The 15,226-nt window shown below is 54.2% G+C and carries 13 protein-coding genes; 7 read left to right on the plus strand and 6 right to left on the minus strand.

All coding sequences use genetic code 11. The features are described from left to right. The first annotated feature begins 120 nt into the window (after positions 1 to 120). Positions 121 to 960 carry an ion transporter gene (locus AJE_RS09480; RefSeq protein WP_237709335.1) on the plus strand — a complete coding sequence of 280 codons (840 nt, stop codon included), beginning with the start codon at positions 121 to 123 and terminating at the stop codon, positions 958 to 960. Here the strand turns inward: AJE_RS09480 and AJE_RS09485 are convergent. After that, positions 957 to 1,667, minus strand: a complete 711-nt coding sequence (locus tag AJE_RS09485) for a VC0807 family protein (protein WP_008950671.1) — start codon at positions 1,665 to 1,667, stop codon at positions 957 to 959. The genes AJE_RS09480 and AJE_RS09485 overlap by 4 nt on opposite strands. A gap of 169 nt (positions 1,668 to 1,836) precedes the next feature. Between AJE_RS09485 and ppc the strand changes: the two genes are divergently transcribed. The 4 genes from ppc (at position 1,837) to AJE_RS09505 (ending at position 7,296) form a co-directional block, all read left to right on the plus strand. Then, entirely contained in the window at positions 1,837 to 4,467 is a 2,631-nt protein-coding gene (gene ppc, locus AJE_RS09490; RefSeq protein WP_008950672.1) for a phosphoenolpyruvate carboxylase, read from the plus strand. Between the two features lie 135 nt (positions 4,468 to 4,602). Beyond that, positions 4,603 to 5,550, plus strand: coding sequence for a DMT family transporter (locus AJE_RS09495; RefSeq protein ID WP_008950673.1), 948 nt, complete (start codon positions 4,603 to 4,605; stop codon positions 5,548 to 5,550). Between the two features lie 108 nt (positions 5,551 to 5,658). Continuing rightward, positions 5,659 to 6,345, plus strand: a complete 687-nt coding sequence (locus tag AJE_RS09500) for a hypothetical protein (RefSeq protein WP_008950674.1) — start codon at positions 5,659 to 5,661, stop codon at positions 6,343 to 6,345. A 27-nt stretch (positions 6,346 to 6,372) separates the two neighbouring features. Continuing rightward, the gene (locus tag AJE_RS09505; RefSeq protein ID WP_008950675.1) at positions 6,373 to 7,296 is read left to right on the plus strand and encodes a hypothetical protein; all 924 of its coding nucleotides are present in this window, start codon (positions 6,373 to 6,375) and stop codon (positions 7,294 to 7,296) included. Here AJE_RS09505 and gloA2 read toward each other — a convergent pair. The 4 genes from gloA2 to ltaE form a co-directional block, all read right to left on the minus strand. Further along, positions 7,244 to 7,639, minus strand: a complete 396-nt coding sequence (gene gloA2, locus AJE_RS09510; RefSeq protein ID WP_008950676.1) for an SMU1112c/YaeR family gloxylase I-like metalloprotein — start codon at positions 7,637 to 7,639, stop codon at positions 7,244 to 7,246. The genes AJE_RS09505 and gloA2 overlap by 53 nt on opposite strands. Then, positions 7,639 to 8,613: a tetratricopeptide repeat protein gene (locus AJE_RS09515; protein ID WP_008950677.1), complete on the minus strand. Its 975-nt coding sequence runs from the start codon at positions 8,611 to 8,613 to the stop codon at positions 7,639 to 7,641. Before AJE_RS09515 ends, gloA2 begins: the two co-directional genes overlap by 1 nt. A 79-nt stretch (positions 8,614 to 8,692) precedes the next feature. Next, positions 8,693 to 9,979, minus strand: a complete 1,287-nt coding sequence (locus tag AJE_RS09520) for an amidohydrolase (RefSeq protein WP_008950678.1) — start codon at positions 9,977 to 9,979, stop codon at positions 8,693 to 8,695. A 32-nt stretch (positions 9,980 to 10,011) separates the two neighbouring features. Continuing rightward, on the minus strand, positions 10,012 to 11,094 hold the full coding sequence (ltaE, locus tag AJE_RS09525) for a low-specificity L-threonine aldolase (protein WP_008950679.1): 1,083 nt from the start codon (positions 11,092 to 11,094) through the stop codon (positions 10,012 to 10,014). A gap of 122 nt (positions 11,095 to 11,216) precedes the next feature. Between ltaE and AJE_RS09530 the strand changes: the two genes are divergently transcribed. Together AJE_RS09530 and AJE_RS09535 are read left to right on the plus strand one after the other, a co-directional pair. Beyond that, positions 11,217 to 11,828, plus strand: a complete 612-nt coding sequence (locus AJE_RS09530; protein ID WP_008950680.1) for a flavin reductase family protein — start codon at positions 11,217 to 11,219, stop codon at positions 11,826 to 11,828. An 11-nt stretch (positions 11,829 to 11,839) separates the two neighbouring features. After that, positions 11,840 to 13,396, plus strand: coding sequence for a serine hydrolase (locus tag AJE_RS09535; protein WP_008950681.1), 1,557 nt, complete (start codon positions 11,840 to 11,842; stop codon positions 13,394 to 13,396). 97 nt (positions 13,397 to 13,493) lie between these two features. Here the strand turns inward: AJE_RS09535 and ltrA are convergent, their stop codons facing one another. Further along, a complete protein-coding gene (gene ltrA, locus AJE_RS09540; RefSeq protein WP_050858390.1) occupies positions 13,494 to 14,855 on the minus strand; it encodes a group II intron reverse transcriptase/maturase in 1,362 nt (453 codons plus the stop codon). Positions 14,856 to 15,226: the final 371 nt, after the last annotated feature.

A 15,226-nucleotide genomic window follows, 5' to 3' on the forward strand; every position in this document is an offset into this window, starting at 1 on the left:
TTTGATAGACGCGTGCTGAATACCAGTTTCGGTGAGTTCAACTTCCCCTTGTATTCCCAATAGCGATTGACCTCTTTGCATGTTCTTCTACAATAGCGCCCAACAAAGCCGGGAGGAATTATGACAGAGATGACGGGCACAGTTAGGTTGAGCTTACAGCAACAGGTTGCCAGCTGGCTGGAAAAAAGCTGGGTGCAGCGTACCTTATTAAGTTTAATTCTGCTTAACGCCGTTATTCTGGGGTTAGAGACAGTACCGACCGTGATGGCGCAGGCCGGTGGGCCTTTGATGCTGTTGGATAAATGGATCCTGGCGGTATTTGTGCTGGAAATTGCACTGCGTATCTTTGCCTATCGCGGCGCCTTTTTTAAAGATGCCTGGAGTCTGTTCGACTTTACTGTGGTTGCCATAGCGCTGGTACCGGCCAGCGGGCCTTTTGCCGTGCTGCGTGCGCTACGGGTACTGCGGGTATTGCGGGTACTGACCTTTGTACCTTCGATGAAAAAAATCGTTGGCGCACTGGTGCAGTCGTTAAACGGTATGCTGTCCATTGCCATGGTACTGGGCCTGGTGTATTACGTGGCCGCGGTAATGGCAACCAAGCTGTTTGGCGAAGCCTTCCCGGAGTGGTTTGGTAATATTGGCCGCACCCTGTATACGCTGTTCCAGATCATGACGCTGGAGAGCTGGTCGATGGGCATTTCACGGCCGGTAATGGAGCAATTCCCGTATGCCTGGGCGTTCTTTGTGCCCTTTATCCTAATCGCCACCTTTACCATGTTAAACCTGTTTATTGCGGTGATCGTGAATGCGGTGCAAAGCATGCATGACGAGGAGCATAAAGAAGAAATTGATGCCAAACAGCAGCTGCAACATGACTTAGTCAGCCAGATGCAACAGCTGCAGGCCGAGCTGGCAGCACTGCGGGCGCAGCTGCCGCCAAATAACAAGGTTGATTAAGGCTGGTTTAAAAAGCTATCCAGCTCGCGGCCGGTTAGCTTGCTGATACTGCTGAAGATAAACCAGATGGCAAAAAACAGCACCAGCATACTGGGCAGGACAATCACCGGGTAACTTAGCCAGGTCATTCTGCCCAGCTCTTCATTAAAGGCAGTGGTACCTGGTGGGCTGACCAGGATCACCTTGGCCAGAATATAATTCAGCGCCGATGACAAGAAAAACGAGGCGGCGACCAGATAGCCGGCCTGCGCCAGTTTGCGTTCAAACATCGCGGTACTTTGCCGCTCGGCCAATGCCTGATACAGCTTATCAGTGTCGAGAATATCGCCATTCAAAATAAATTTTTGCACCAGCGGGTAGGGCGTATACTGGCTGATTAATACGGCCAGACCAATGGCGCCGGGAATGGCCGCCTCTTTAATCGCGATATAGCCGGCATCCAGCTGCAACAGCGCGATACCGCCGGTCAGCAGCACACTGATCACCCCCAGCACCGAGAAAAAATTCACTTTGCCGGCCTGTTTTAAATCCCAGAGGCCATACAGCACCGGAAACGCCAGCGCGACCACTAAACCCCATACCGGCCCCAAGTGCTGCTCGCCGGAGAATTTACTTAAGATAATGGCCGGAATGGCCACGTTAATCAGCAGGTTGGGTAGCAGGCCGCCACCTTTTTTCGGTTTGGTTTGACTGGCTGAATCACTCATAGCAGCTCCTGTTTACAAAGTACTGGCGCAGTATAAACGCAAATGCGCCGCGGTGCAGTGCGCGGCGACATGCTGTAAAAACTGTTGCTCAATTGGTAAGCAATCAGTGTTGAGTACCAAAGCAGAACGCGCTAGGGTGTATTTTATCAATAAGCAGTGGAGCACGGTTATGGATCAATATGCGGCTCTCAGAGCCAATGTCGGGTTACTGGGTACCGAGCTGGGTGAAACGCTGCGTCAGCATCTGGGTGATGCGGTGTTACAACGGGTGGAGCAAATCCGTCAGCTGTCTAAGGCAGCGCGGCAGGGCGATAATCAGCAGGCGGAACAGCTACGGCAGGTGCTGACGGCACTGTCGGATGATGAGTTACTGCCGGTGGCCCGCGCCTTTGCGCAGTTTCTGAATCTGGCCAATCTGGCCGAACAGCAATTTAGTATTAGCGCCGCCGGGCGCAGCAGTATTGAAAAGCCGGAACCGCTCACCGAACTGTTTCAGCGTTTACAACAGCAGGCCATTGCGAAAGGCGATATCCGCCAGGCGCTGCATGATTTGTCGATTGAGCTGGTGTTAACCGCACACCCAACCGAGGTCGCGCGCCGCACCCTGATCCACAAGCTTACCGAAATTGCCGGCTGTCTGGCCGCGCTGGAACAGCCGCAAACGCCGTGGCAGCGCCAGCAAACCGAGCTCAGACTCACCGAGCTGATTAGCCAGGCCTGGCATACTAATGAGATCCGCGAACAGCGGCCAACGCCGGTAGATGAAGCAAAATCCGGTTTTGCTGTGATTGAAAGCTCACTCTGGCAGGCGGTGCCGGATTTTTTGCGCGAACTGGATACCGATTTACAACGCGCACTAGGCGAGGGGTTACCGCTGGACGCCGCCCCGGTGCGCTTCTCGTCCTGGATGGGTGGCGATCGCGACGGTAACCCCTTTGTTACTGCCAAGGTAACCCGTCAGGTGCTGTTACTAAGCCGCTGGAAAGCAGCAGATTTGTTTATTCAGGATTTAGATCTGCTGTCGACCGAGCTGTCGATGAATCAGGCCTCGGCAGAGCTGCAAGCCGCCAGTGAACAGGCATCTGAGCCATATCGCGCAGTAGTAAATAAGTTACGCCAGCAACTGATTTATACCCGCGACTGGTTAACCGAAGCATTAAAACATGACCGGCTGCAGCGCCCGGCAGACTTAATTTGGCACAACCAGCAGCTACTGCAACCGTTGTTGCTGTGCTATCAGTCACTGCAACAAAGCGGCATGACCCGCATTGCCCAGGGCCGGCTCACTGACACGCTGCGCCGCGGCTATGCCTTTGGTTTAACGCTGCTAAAACTGGATATCCGCCAGGATGCCGGTCGCCATGCTCAGGTCTTCTCAGAGTTAACCCGTTATCTGGGGCTGGGCGATTACGCTGCCTGGAGCGAAGCTGACCGTCAGGCCTTCTTACTGCGCGAACTGCCGAATAAAAGACCGCTGTTCCCGAAGCAATGGCAGCCATCGGCGGAAGTACAGGAAGTACTGGATACCTGCGATATTGTAGCGCGCCATGGCAGTGAAGCCTTAAGTACCTATGTGATTTCGATGGCTGGTAAGCCGTCAGATGTGCTGGCGGTGCAACTATTGTTAAAAGAAGCCGGTATCAGCTTCCCGATGCCGGTAGCGCCCTTGTTTGAAACCCTGAGTGATTTGCAAAACGCACCGGACTGTATGCGGCAGCTACTGAGCATCGACTGGTACCGTGGCTATATTAATGGCCGCCAGGAAGTGATGATCGGTTACTCTGACTCGGCCAAAGATGCCGGCGTGCTGGCCGCGGCCTGGGCGCAATATAGTGCGCAGGAGGCCTTGGTTCAGTTGAGCCGTGATTATGGTGTGAAACTGACTTTATTCCATGGCCGCGGCGGTACCATTGGTCGTGGTGGTGGCCCGGCGCATGCGGCGATCTTATCGCAGCCGCCGGGTTCGTTAGTCGGCGGTTTGCGTGTGACCGAGCAGGGTGAGATGATCCGCTTTAAATTCGGCTTACCACAATTAGCGGTGCGCAGCCTGGCGCTGTATGCCAGTGCGGTACTGGAAGGGCTGTTATTGCCGCCGCCGGTACCCAAAGCCAGCTGGCGCCAGCTGATGAGCGCACTGGCCAGCGATTCCTGCGATGCCTATCGTGCGGTAGTGCGGCATAATCCGGAATTTGTGCCTTATTTCCGTGCCGCCACGCCGGAGCAGGAGCTGGGTAAATTGCCACTGGGTAGCCGGCCGGCGAAGCGTAACCCGACCGGTGGCGTCGAGAGTTTAAGGGCTATCCCCTGGATCTTCGCCTGGTCGCAAAATCGTTTAATGCTACCCGCCTGGCTCGGTGCCGGCAGTGCACTGGCGAAAGCGGTTGAGGCTGGTAATAGCGCGCTGTTGGATGAAATGCAGCAGCAGTGGCCGTTCTTTGCTACCCGGCTGTCGATGCTGGAAATGGTATTCTTAAAAGCGGATGCTGAGATTGCGGCCTACTATGACAAGGTGCTGGTGCCGGCCGCCCTGCAACCGTTGGGGGAACAACTGCGGCAGCAACTGGCAGCCGATCGGCAGCTCTTACTGCAGTTAATTCACAGCGATACGCTGATGGCAAAAGAAGGCTGGATCCGCGAGTCGATTATGCTGCGCAATACCTATGTCGATCCGCTGCATATCCTGCAGGTCGAGCTGTTAAAGCGCGCCCGCCAGGCACCGGATGATTTAACCGCACAAAGCAACCGCGCGCTGATGGTCACCATCGCCGGTATCGCCGCTGGAATGCGGAACTCGGGTTAGCGTGCTAAGTAGAGCCAGCAAACAAGGCCTGCACAGCAGGCCCTAGCGCGCAACTTGTAAACCCCAGCTCGTAATAAATCGTGAAAACCGGCATACTTTTACCGAGTAGGCCGGTTTTGTTATTTGAGGTAAGCCATGGGGTTTTATATGCTGCTGGCGCTGGTGTCGGCAGTAGCGATGGCCAGTAGCGGGGTGATTGCCAGACTAAGTGGCCTGGCCGCCGCTGAGCTGACATTTTATCGTTTGGCGGTGGGCGTACTCTGCCTATTGCTGCTATTACTGGCCAGCGGCCGGCTGGCGCTGCTAAAAACCAAACCCGACTGGCGCATTGCGCTAAACGGTGTGCTATTGGCCAGCTTTATGCTGTGCTTTCTTAGTGCCATTCAGTATATCAGCCTGGCTAATGCGATAATGCTGGTGTATCTGGCGCCGCCGCTATCGGCGGTAGTGGCGCACTGGCTGCTGCAGGAAAAGCTGGATTTACCCGATACCGGCCTGATTGCCTTATCTTTTTTAGGTTTTGCCATGCTGCAGCAGTTCCAGTTTCAACTGGTGCTGGATGCCGCACAGTTGCCCGGTTTGCTGTTTGGCTTGTTGTCGCTGTTGGCCTACAGTGGCTTTTTGCTGTTAAACCGCCGGCCGCAGCCCGGCCACTCGCAGTTACAACGTACCTTTTATCAGCTGCTGATCGGCGCCTGCTGCGTATTGCCATTTTTAGGCGGTATGGCGCCGCCAACCAGCGACAGCCTGCTCTGGATTGCATTGGCCGGCATCTTCCCCGGTTTTTTGGCGATCTACTGCGCCATTGTTGCCTTGCAGCATTTACCAACCCGGGTGTACGCCACCCTGGCTTATCTGGAGCCGGTAACCGTTATTCTGGCCGGCTGGTTGCTGTTTGCCGAGCAGTTAAGTCTGTTACAGGGCGCCGGTGTACTACTAATTATGCTAACCGGACTGATGCTGGCACTGCGTCATAAACCGGCCAAAGTGGTGGCGCAGGCGCTGACAAAAGTCGAGCAGCAACTGGAAGCTCATACTGCAACCCCGCCAATTGCAGATAAAGCAAACGCTGAAAACACCTAAAACACTACTAGCTATTTTTTCGCCAACTACTGTGTTTAGGGAAAATTTTTGGTTAATATCTGCAGCAGCTGTATGGATTAAATTAAATAAAAAACAACAAGGAATATTATGCGTAACTTTAAAGTTGCTTTGGTTGCTATACTGGCAATGGTTTTAACGGCATGTGCCAGCACTCCCTTTAGTCCAATTAAAATGGATAATAATTTTTATCAGAACAACAACACTACTATAGGTGTTTATATGGTGGCGCCGGAAAAGGTAGACACCTACCTGATAGGCGCATCCTGTTTAGTTTGTTACGCGGCAGCTGCTGCGGCAAATAACGCGTTAACTAAGCATATTCAAACCATGGACGTTAGCGATTTCACCGAGGTAAAAGCGGAATTGGTGAAGATGTTACAAGACAAAGGCCAAACCGTGGTGTTAGTGGAGCAGGATTTAAAGTTAAACCGCTTAAAGAAGAGCAAATCTAAAACAGCCGGTTTTGCTGAGCAGGATTTCACCGCCTTAAAGTCCGCTGCCGGGGTCGATAAATTATTGGTAGTTCAAATAGATATGTTAGGCGCACAACGCTTATACAATGGTTATATACCAACCAGCGCACCAACTGGCGCCGTAAGCGGCAAGCTGTTTATGGTTGATTTAAGTAACAACAAACTGGAGCTGGATCAGCGGATCAGTGAGTTTGTCGCCGTAGAGGGTGAATGGGATGAACCGACACAGTTTCCTGGGGTGACCACTGCTTATTTCAGAGCGGTTGAACAAGCAAAAAGTTTTATTAAACAGCAGCTTTAAGCTGCTGTTTTTATTTAGGTGATAAGCATGCGTTTCGCTATCGCGGTATTAATGCTGTTATTACTGTCCGGTTGTGCCGCGCCTAAGACCGATGACTACATACGGCATATTCAGTCAACCTCAGCTAGCCAGCAATGGGTTTCGCCACTGCCGGTTTATCTGGCCGCGGCACAGATTGAGCTGCGTGGTGAATATGATAGTAACAATGCAACAGAGCAGCTGAATGTGCTCTACGCCGGAGATGCTGGTATAGTGGGCTTTATGGCTCAGGTAGCTGCCCATGCAGCGCTCAGTAACAACGCTCAGAACAGTCGCTTATCAGAACAGCAATTACAAGCAAACAAAGTGTTGGAGCCGTTAGCAGAGCAGCTGCATCAGTTACACACCGTGCAATTGACTTATCAGACACCGGAATTGAGCTGGCTGGCACAAGCTGATCCCAAAGCGCTATATATGGTCAGTAAGCCCATTTTTTTCCTGTCTCAGGATGCGCGGGTGCTAAGCCTTAAGCATATAGTTCAGCTTGAGCCCGCTGCTGCTGTGGTAGCTGGTAAAAAAGCAACAGCATTATATTCCAACCTGATTGAGGTGGTCGCCCAGCCGTTAACGGCAGAGCGGAGCATTGAGTACTGGCAGGCCGATCAAGGCGCTGCGCTTATTGGCACCATGCAGGCAATGTATCAGCAGTCAATGGCATTAGCGCTGGCTGATGTTAAAGGGCAATTAAAGCAGGATACACAAGCCGAGACTTTTAGGCTGGCGATAGCGGATAAGCTACGGATTGAGCGGGGTAATCGAATCAGCGCCAGTTGTAAACAGCTAGTGTTTCGAAATCTGCGTGGCTGGATCCTGGCGATGCCAGCTCAATCAGGTCACTGCGAGCCATTTGACGTTTCAGTTAACGCTGATACAACTCCAGCGGCAAGCCATCGGGATCCTGAAAAAACGTAAAGCGCTTGCCGGTATATTCGTCTACCCGTACTGGCTCGGTGCTAACACCTTGCTGCTGTAAATAAGCCAGCCAGGCATCCAAGTCTGTTACCGCAAAGGCAAGATGGCGCAGCCCCTGTGCTTCCGGGCGGCTGGGGCGGGGTGGTGCGCCGACAAAGCTAAATAACTCCAGCTGACTGCCATCTGGCAGCTGTAAATCCAACTTCCAGGACTGGCGCGCTGCGCGGTAGTGCTCGGCCAGGATCGGCAGGCCGAGCGTTTCGCTGTAAAACTGCTTACTACGCTTATAGTCGCTGCAAATCAGCGCCACATGGTGAATGCCTTGCATGGCCGGTGGCCGCATTACAGTACCTTTTTAATTTCAGTTTTCAGGTTATCGTCCTTGGTGCTGGCTTGCAGCGGCCGTAACAGCGCTTCGGCGTCCGGGCGTTGTTCGTTGGCCAGATAAAGCTGAGCTAAGCGAAACTGTGCCCAATCCTGATATTCAGGTAACAGCTCGCTACTCTCGGCGATAAACTGGCGCAGGGCGCCGATGCCTTGCTCCGTTGCTGTTTTACCAATCACCGCAGCGCGGCCCAGTTGATATAACGCCAGCAGTTTACTGCGTAGCGCATCCTTATCGGCCGCTTCCTGTTCGCTGGCGCGCTGGAACTGACCTATCGCCGCCGGATAATCGCGCTTTGCTGCCTGGGTTACGCCCAGTAAGAAATAGGGCTCGGGTCTTTGCTGTAACTCGGGATTAGCTGCTAGTAAGGCCTCGGCCTGCGCCGGATCCTCACGCAGTAACAGTTCCAGCTGTAATAGCTGACCTTTTAGCGGGTTTACCTCGGTAAGTTGTTTGGCCAGCGCCATGGCTTTTGCTTTATCGCCGCCGGCAACACCCGGTGCCTGGGCATAATACTGCGCCAGTGCCTGCAAATATTTTGGTTCAGCTGGCGCCAGTGTATGGGCCGTCTCATAGGCTTTGACACAGCGTTTGGCATGACCGAGGGCGCTTAACATATTCACCTTTTGGGCGGTATTACAGCTGGCGTTAGCATAGTAGAACTGGTACTCGGCATTAGTGCCGTCAAGCTTAATGGCTCTTTCCAGCCAGTCGGTGGCCGCTTCGGCTTCACCCAAGGCCAGCTCAGTGCGGCCCAGCGCTGCCAGTAAAAAGGCATCTTTGGTTTTCTTCGTCACCTTAGGCGTCAGCAGGTTTTTTGCCTCGGCATAGGCGCCTTGCTGCCATAAGGTTTCCAGTTGTTGTTGCAGTGGCAATTCGGCCTGCAGACTAAAGCAGCTCAGGCTAAACAATAAGGTAGCAGTAAGGCGCATCGGTAGGGTTCTCTCTGGCAGTGGCGATGGCAGCAGTGTAGCGCAATCGCCACGCCAGAGTTGTAAATTTTTGTAAGGTTCAGGATGAATAGTGTAACACCCAGTTAATAAACATTTCAGTGCCGGTTTTTAGTGCCTTTTCATCGGCATAAAAGTAGGGCGAGTGGTTGGCTGGCGCCGTGGCTGGATCCTGGCCCTCCGGGGTGATACCCAAAAATACAAACAGGCCTGGCGTTTCCAGCGCATAGTAGGAGAAATCTTCGGCGCCGGTGACCAGCTGACCTTCCAGCACCTTATCCTGGCCGGCGACTTGCTGCAAAATAGGCAGCGAGCGGGCGGTCAGGGCGGCATCGTTAAGGGTAACCGGGTAACCTTCTTCAATTTTAACTTCGGCCGTGGCGCCGGTTGCGGCAGCACTGGCTTCGGCCGCCTGCTTTAACAGGCCAAAGATTTGCTGCCGGATACCCATATCAAAGTTGCGGATGGTGCCTTCCAGATAGACCTCATCCGGAATAATATTATTGCGCACCCCGCCTTCAACAATACCAAAACTCAGCACCGCCGGGGCGCGGGTAATATTAATCTGCCGGCTGACAATGGTTTGCACGTTATTGATAATCTGTGCTGCCGCGACGATAGGATCCACACCACCCCAGGGCGCTGAACCATGGGTTTGTTTACCCTTAACGCGGATTTCAAAGCGATCCGACGAGGCCATTAGCGGCCCTTTGCGATACTGCACCACACCGGTATTGGCCGCTGACCAGACATGAATACCAAAGATCGCCTCAGGTTTATGTTTGGCAAACAGGCCCTGCTTTAACATCAGTGCCGCGCCACCTTCTTCACCGGCTGGCGCGCCTTCTTCTGCCGGCTGGAAAATAAACATCACCTTACCAGTAAGCTGCGCTTTATGCTGTACCAGATATTCGGCGGCGCCCATCAGCATGGCGACATGTAAATCATGGCCGCAGGCATGCATCACGCCCACTTCTTTACCGCGATATTCGCCTTTTGCGGTCGAGCGAAACGGCAGATCAGTTAGTTCCGTGACTGGCAGCGCATCCATATCGGCGCGTAGTGCCAGCAGCGGACCCGGTTTACCGCTATCCAAAATGGCTACGACACCGGTATGGGCGATGCCGGTTTGTACTTCCAGCCCCAGTTTACGTAAATGATCTTCGACCACCTTAGCAGTGCGGAACTCGCGGTTACTCAGTTCCGGATGCTGGTGCAGATCGCGCCGCCAACTGATCACCTGTTGCTCCAGTTGCGGACTGATGCGCAGCACCTCGGCGGCATGGCTGTTATTCAGGCTTAACAGGCTACCGGCAAATAAGGCAGCAGCAATAAAGGTCAGTTTCATGGTCAGGCTCCGCGTCAAGGCTGGCAAAATAGTTAAGCTTCACTATGCGCAAACCTGGCTAATAAATCCAGTGTCTGCTCAATATCGCCGCGGCTGATATCCAAATGACACACCCAGCGCATGCGTTTGAACTGACTGCTGGCATTAGCGTAGTTACTGGCGGTTAGCTGAACCTGATGCTGCGCCAAAAAGTGCTGTAACGCATCGGCCAGCGCCAGCGGCAGTTCAGTAAACAGGATATTGGTTTGTACCGGCAATACCTTGAGCTGGCCGGCAAAGCGGCCTTGCTGGCTTAATGCCTGTAAGCCTTCCGCCAGCAAGCGGGCATTGGCGTGATCCTCGGCCAGCCGCTCGATATTATGCTGCAGCGCATACAGGCCGGCTGCAGTAATCACACCGGTCTGTCGCATGCCGCCGCCCAGCATTTTGCGAATGCGCCGCGCACGCTGAATAAAGTCGGCAGAGCCTAACAGCAAAGAGCCAACCGGTGCGCCCAGGCCTTTGGATAGACAAATAGAGACTGAGTCATAACCCTGGCAAAGTGCCCGGGCCATCGCCTGCGGGCTAAGCTGATGATTAGGCGCCAGTGCGACCGCCGCATTAAATAGCCGGGCACCATCAATATGGCATTGTAAGTTATTCGCTTTGGCTAAGGCGGCGACCTGTTGCATATAACTGAGTGGCAGCACTTTGCCACCGACAGTATTCTCAATCACAATCAGCCGGGTACGGGCAAAATGCGGGTCGTCTGGTTTAATCGCATCCTGAATATCTTGCAGCGCCAGGGTGCCATCATCCTGCAGTGCCAGCGGTTGCGGCTGAATCGAGCCCAGCACCGCCATGCCGCCACCTTCCCATTTATAGGTGTGCCACTGCTGGCCGACAATGGCTTCATCACCGCGCTGGCAATGGCTCATCAGCGCAATCAGATTGGTCTGGGTGCCGCTCGGTGCAAACAGCGCTGCGTCAAAACCCAGCATCTTAGCGGCATAGTCTTGTAGGGCTAGCGTCGTGGGGTCGTCATTAAATACATCATCGCCCAGCGCGGCGTGAAACATCGCCTCTTTCATGGCGTGGCTGGGGCGGGTTACGGTATCACTGCGAAAATCAGGCATCGGCACGGCTCTCAATCGAACAACACTGGCACTTAAGCTAATTTACTGGCAGGCTAAACACAAGCAGGCTGCGGCCATCAGTAGTGGGCTAACGGCAAAGGTAGAGTAGGAGTATAATAAGCGTGCATTTTTATCAACCGGCACAGGGTCATGGCCTGGCCCATGATCCGCTAAACAGCATTATTGCCCCGCGGCCGATTGGCTGGATTTCCAGTATCAGCGCGGCGGGGCAGGTTAATCTGGCGCCGTACAGCTTTTTTAATCTGTTTAATTACAGCCCACCGATTATTGGCTTTGCCAGCACCGGCTGGAAAGATTCGGTACAGAATATCCAGCAAAGCGGCGAGTTTTGCTGGAATCTGGTTAGCCGGCCGCTGGCGGCGGCGATGAATCAAACCAGTGCGACAGTGCCGGCTGAGGTCAACGAGTTTGAACTGGCTGGCCTGACGATGGCTGCGTCGCGTTTAGTCCGGCCGCCGCAGGTCGCAGAAAGCCTGGTACGCTTTGAATGTAAACTCAGCCAGTTGTTGCCACTCAAGGCCGCCGATGGTCGCGAGTTGCCCACCTGGCTGGTGTTAGGCGAAGTAATAGGGGTGCATATTGCACCGCAACTGCTGGTTAATGGCGTCTTTGATACGCTGGCGGCCGATCCACTGTTGCGCGGCGGTGGCCCGGGCGAGTACTTTACGCTCAGTGCCAGCCAGAAAATGACCTTGCTCAGACCACAAGTTTAAAGGACAGCAGAATGACAATACGCTATTTGCTTTGTGTACTTGGTTTTGCCGGCAGTGTTGGCGTTTGGGCCAATACCAACCCGCCAGCCGCGCTGCCAGATCTGGCGCAGCTGGTGCCGGCGGCGTTGCAGCAGTTTGATACACCCGGTATGGCCATCGCGGTGGTAAAGGATGGTCAGGTGTTGCATCTGGCGGGCTTCGGTGAGCGCGATCTGGCAACGGGCGCCCTGGTCGATAGTGACACCTATTTTCGGCTGGCGTCGGTCAGTAAGGCCTTTACTGCCGCTTCAGTGGCGATTCTGGTCGATGAGGGCAAGCTGAGCTGGGATGACAAGGTGGTGCAGTATTTACCGCAGTTTCGGCTGCAGGATCCCTGGGTAACAGCTGAATTTACCATTCGTGATCTGTTAAGCCAGCGCAGCGGCCTGGCCGGGGCTGCCGGCGACAGCATGATTTGGCCTGAGCCCAGTGGCTTTAGCCGCGAAGAAGTGGTGCATAATCTGCGTTATCTGACGCCGGTCAGTAGCTTCCGGACTCAGTATGCGTACAGCAATGTGCTCTATATTACGGCTGCCGAGCTGGTGGCGAAAGTGGCTGGCGAACCCTGGCAGGATTTTGTCGCCAAACGCATTTTTGCGCCGTTAAATATGCAGTGTTTTGCCGGAGAACAGCCAGCTAACCTCTTAGAAAACGTCGCTCAGCCATATCGCTTTAGCGCCGAAGAAGGCTTTGTCACGATCCCGCGTAATGCCATTGACGGCAAGATGCTGATGTCGGCCGCCGCCGGCGGTATTGTTTGCCGCGCCAGCGATCTGGTGCCCTGGTTGCAGTTTTTACTGGCGCAGTATCAGGGTAAGGCTGCTGCGAACGCGCCCTTTAGTCAGACGCAGTTGCTGCAAATGTGGGCGCCGCAAACCCTGATGGCGGTGGGCAGCAATGACCGCGAGCTGGATCAGGTTAATTTTGCCGCCTATGGTCTGGGCTGGCGCATGGCTGATATGCATGGCGTTAAAGTGGTACATCATACCGGCACCTTGTCTGGTTTTCAGGCGCATCTGGTATTGGTGCCGGAGCAGCAACTGGGTTTTGTGGTGCTGAACAATGGTTCGAATAGTGGTGCGCGTCAGGCGGTGGTGCAAAGCCTGTTAAAGCATTATCTGGCGCCTGACCAGCAACAGGACTGGGTGGCGTTTTATGCCGCGCAGCAACAGCGGGCGGCGGGTCGGCCGGCCGCGGCACAACCTGTTGGTACCGGCGAGGTACTGCTGGCGCTGCAGGAGTATGCTGGCAACTATAACGATAACTGGTTTGGTGGCATGCTGATTGCTCAGGATGAGCAGGGGTTAAGTCTGCAATCGGCGCGGATGATTAATCTGCAAGGCCGGCTGGAACCTTTTGCCGATCATAGCTTTATCGTGCGCTGGACTGATCCTAATGTTGCCGGGCCGGCGTTAATCCACTTTCAGTTGAATAACCGCCGTCAGGTCACCGGCTTTACGCTGGAGCCCTATGCGGTCGAGCCGGGTGAGCGGCATAGCTATCGTGATATGCGCTTTCGGCGGCAGTAAAACAGGCAATCGGCATAGGGGCAGTCATAGTAACTGACTGGCCCCTGCCACACCACCCGGCATGCGGGTCCGCACCGGGCGGTTCGAGAAGTTGAGGTCAGGAGAGTCGCACCAAGCCTTGCCTGTCGAAGTAGCTTATCGTCAGTACCGTATGGAGTAACATCTGGCTGTTTCGCCACCAGCTGCGGCAGTTTCCGGCAATCCGTTTGGCGACACTCTCTGAGCCGCCAAGCTTGCGCACCATGTCATAGGCGCGTTTGCCATGCCGCCACTGCTTTAGCTGTATAGCCCTCAGACGATGTCTTATCCATTCATCTAACCTCTGCCAGATGTAAGGCGTTTGGGATAACCCGAAGTAGCCTTTCCAACCCAGCATATAGCGACGTAACCCAGCAATGACTTCACTTAGGCTGCGCCCTGTCTGTCGGCGTGTTAACTGCTTTACCCGTGTTTTGAAACGCATCAGTGCCGCTTCAGATACCGCGCGTTTAACCTCGCCTCTTCGGGTTCGCCACAGGCTGTACCCTAAGAATTTTCGGCCAAACACGCTGCCTACCGCACTTTTGCTTTCATTCACTTGCAAACGCAGTTTCGCATAAAGCCTGCGCAGCCACGCCATCACCCGCTCTCCCGCTTTCTGACTGCGGACATACACATTGCAGTCGTCTGCATAACGGGCGAACCGATAGCCGCGTTGCTCTAAGGCTTTATCAACCTCATCCAGTAGCACATTCGCCAACAACGGCGAGAGCGGTCCACCTTGTGGTGTGCCTTCTTGGCGCGTTATCACCACGCCATTAGCCATGATGCCGGCGTTCAGATAAGCCCGGATAAGATGCAGTACGCTTTTATCGTCCAGCCGTTTGCTCAGTCGGTCCATCAGAATGTCATGGTTCACCCGGTCAAAGAACTTCGACAAGTCAACATCAACGACTATCTGGTAGCCTTCCTGCACATAACGTTGCGCGGCTAATACCGCGCTCTGGGCCCGTCTGCCAGGTCTGAAGCCATAACTGTGCTCACTGAACTGTGGGTCCAGTTTCGGTTGCAGTACCTGAAGTAACGCTTGTTGGATGAGTCGGTCCGTCACCGTTGGGACACCCAGCTCGCGCTCGGTGCCATCACTCTTCGGGATACCGACCCGGCGTACCGGTTGTGGACGATAACTGCCGTTTAGCAGCTGCGCTTTGATAGCCGGCCACTGCACCTTAAGGTGCTCTGCCGTCTGTGCTATCGTCAGACCATCTACTCCGGCGCTACCTTTGTTCGCTTTAATGCGTTGCCACGCTAAGCGCATGTTCTCCCTCGCAAGCGCCTGCTCAAGCAAGCTTTGCCCTGTGTGTTTGAACTGTTGTTGCGGGAATACCGTTTCATCACGGGTAGGCATCAACAAGGCTTCACCTTGCTTTTGCTTACCTCGCTCCAACTCTTTGGACATCTGATGCATGACGTTATTCATCAACAACGCGTTTCACACTCCTTCTCGTTCGGCCCTTCGTGTTATCCACTACTACGGCCTCTGCTGACTTCTCGCTCCGTATCACTACGTCGCCCTTTCAGGCATGAGGCGAGATCTCCCCAGGTAAGAACGCATTCCTTCACTGCACAACCGCCGGATTTACGTCACAAAGCTTTGGCTACAAGAGCTTCGCAGAATTATGCCTGCTCGCCCTGCTCAGTCACGCCTCATATCCGATTCTTGTTCATCGGCTCGCAGTTTCGCTCCACGCTTCCTCCCCACAGTCCGTCGCCGTTCTGCAGTTGCGCTTCACTTCATTCGCTGTAGCCAGCTTATGGGAGGACTTGCACCTCCAAGAATGCGCCCATGCT

This window comes from Alishewanella jeotgali KCTC 22429, assembly GCF_000245735.1.
GTDB classification, from domain to species: Bacteria; Pseudomonadota; Gammaproteobacteria; order Enterobacterales; family Alteromonadaceae; genus Alishewanella; species Alishewanella jeotgali.

Coding starts and splice junctions, on each gene's coding strand:
- AJE_RS09495 (WP_008950673.1), top strand. CDS start 4,603: ATGGGGTTTTATATGCTGCTGGCGCTGGTGTCGGCAGTAGCGATGGCC.
- AJE_RS09520 (WP_008950678.1), bottom strand. CDS start 9,979: ATGAAACTGACCTTTATTGCTGCTGCCTTATTTGCCGGTAGCCTGTTA.
- AJE_RS09515 (WP_008950677.1), bottom strand. CDS start 8,613: ATGCGCCTTACTGCTACCTTATTGTTTAGCCTGAGCTGCTTTAGTCTG.
- AJE_RS09485 (WP_008950671.1), bottom strand. CDS start 1,667: ATGAGTGATTCAGCCAGTCAAACCAAACCGAAAAAAGGTGGCGGCCTG.
- AJE_RS09505 (WP_008950675.1), top strand. CDS start 6,373: ATGCGTTTCGCTATCGCGGTATTAATGCTGTTATTACTGTCCGGTTGT.
- ltrA (WP_050858390.1), bottom strand. CDS start 14,855: ATGAATAACGTCATGCATCAGATGTCCAAAGAGTTGGAGCGAGGTAAG.
- AJE_RS09500 (WP_008950674.1), top strand. CDS start 5,659: ATGCGTAACTTTAAAGTTGCTTTGGTTGCTATACTGGCAATGGTTTTA.
- gloA2 (WP_008950676.1), bottom strand. CDS start 7,639: ATGCGGCCACCGGCCATGCAAGGCATTCACCATGTGGCGCTGATTTGC.
- AJE_RS09535 (WP_008950681.1), top strand. CDS start 11,840: ATGACAATACGCTATTTGCTTTGTGTACTTGGTTTTGCCGGCAGTGTT.
- ltaE (WP_008950679.1), bottom strand. CDS start 11,094: ATGCCTGATTTTCGCAGTGATACCGTAACCCGCCCCAGCCACGCCATG.
- AJE_RS09480 (WP_237709335.1), top strand. CDS start 121: ATGACAGAGATGACGGGCACAGTTAGGTTGAGCTTACAGCAACAGGTT.
- ppc (WP_008950672.1), top strand. CDS start 1,837: ATGGATCAATATGCGGCTCTCAGAGCCAATGTCGGGTTACTGGGTACC.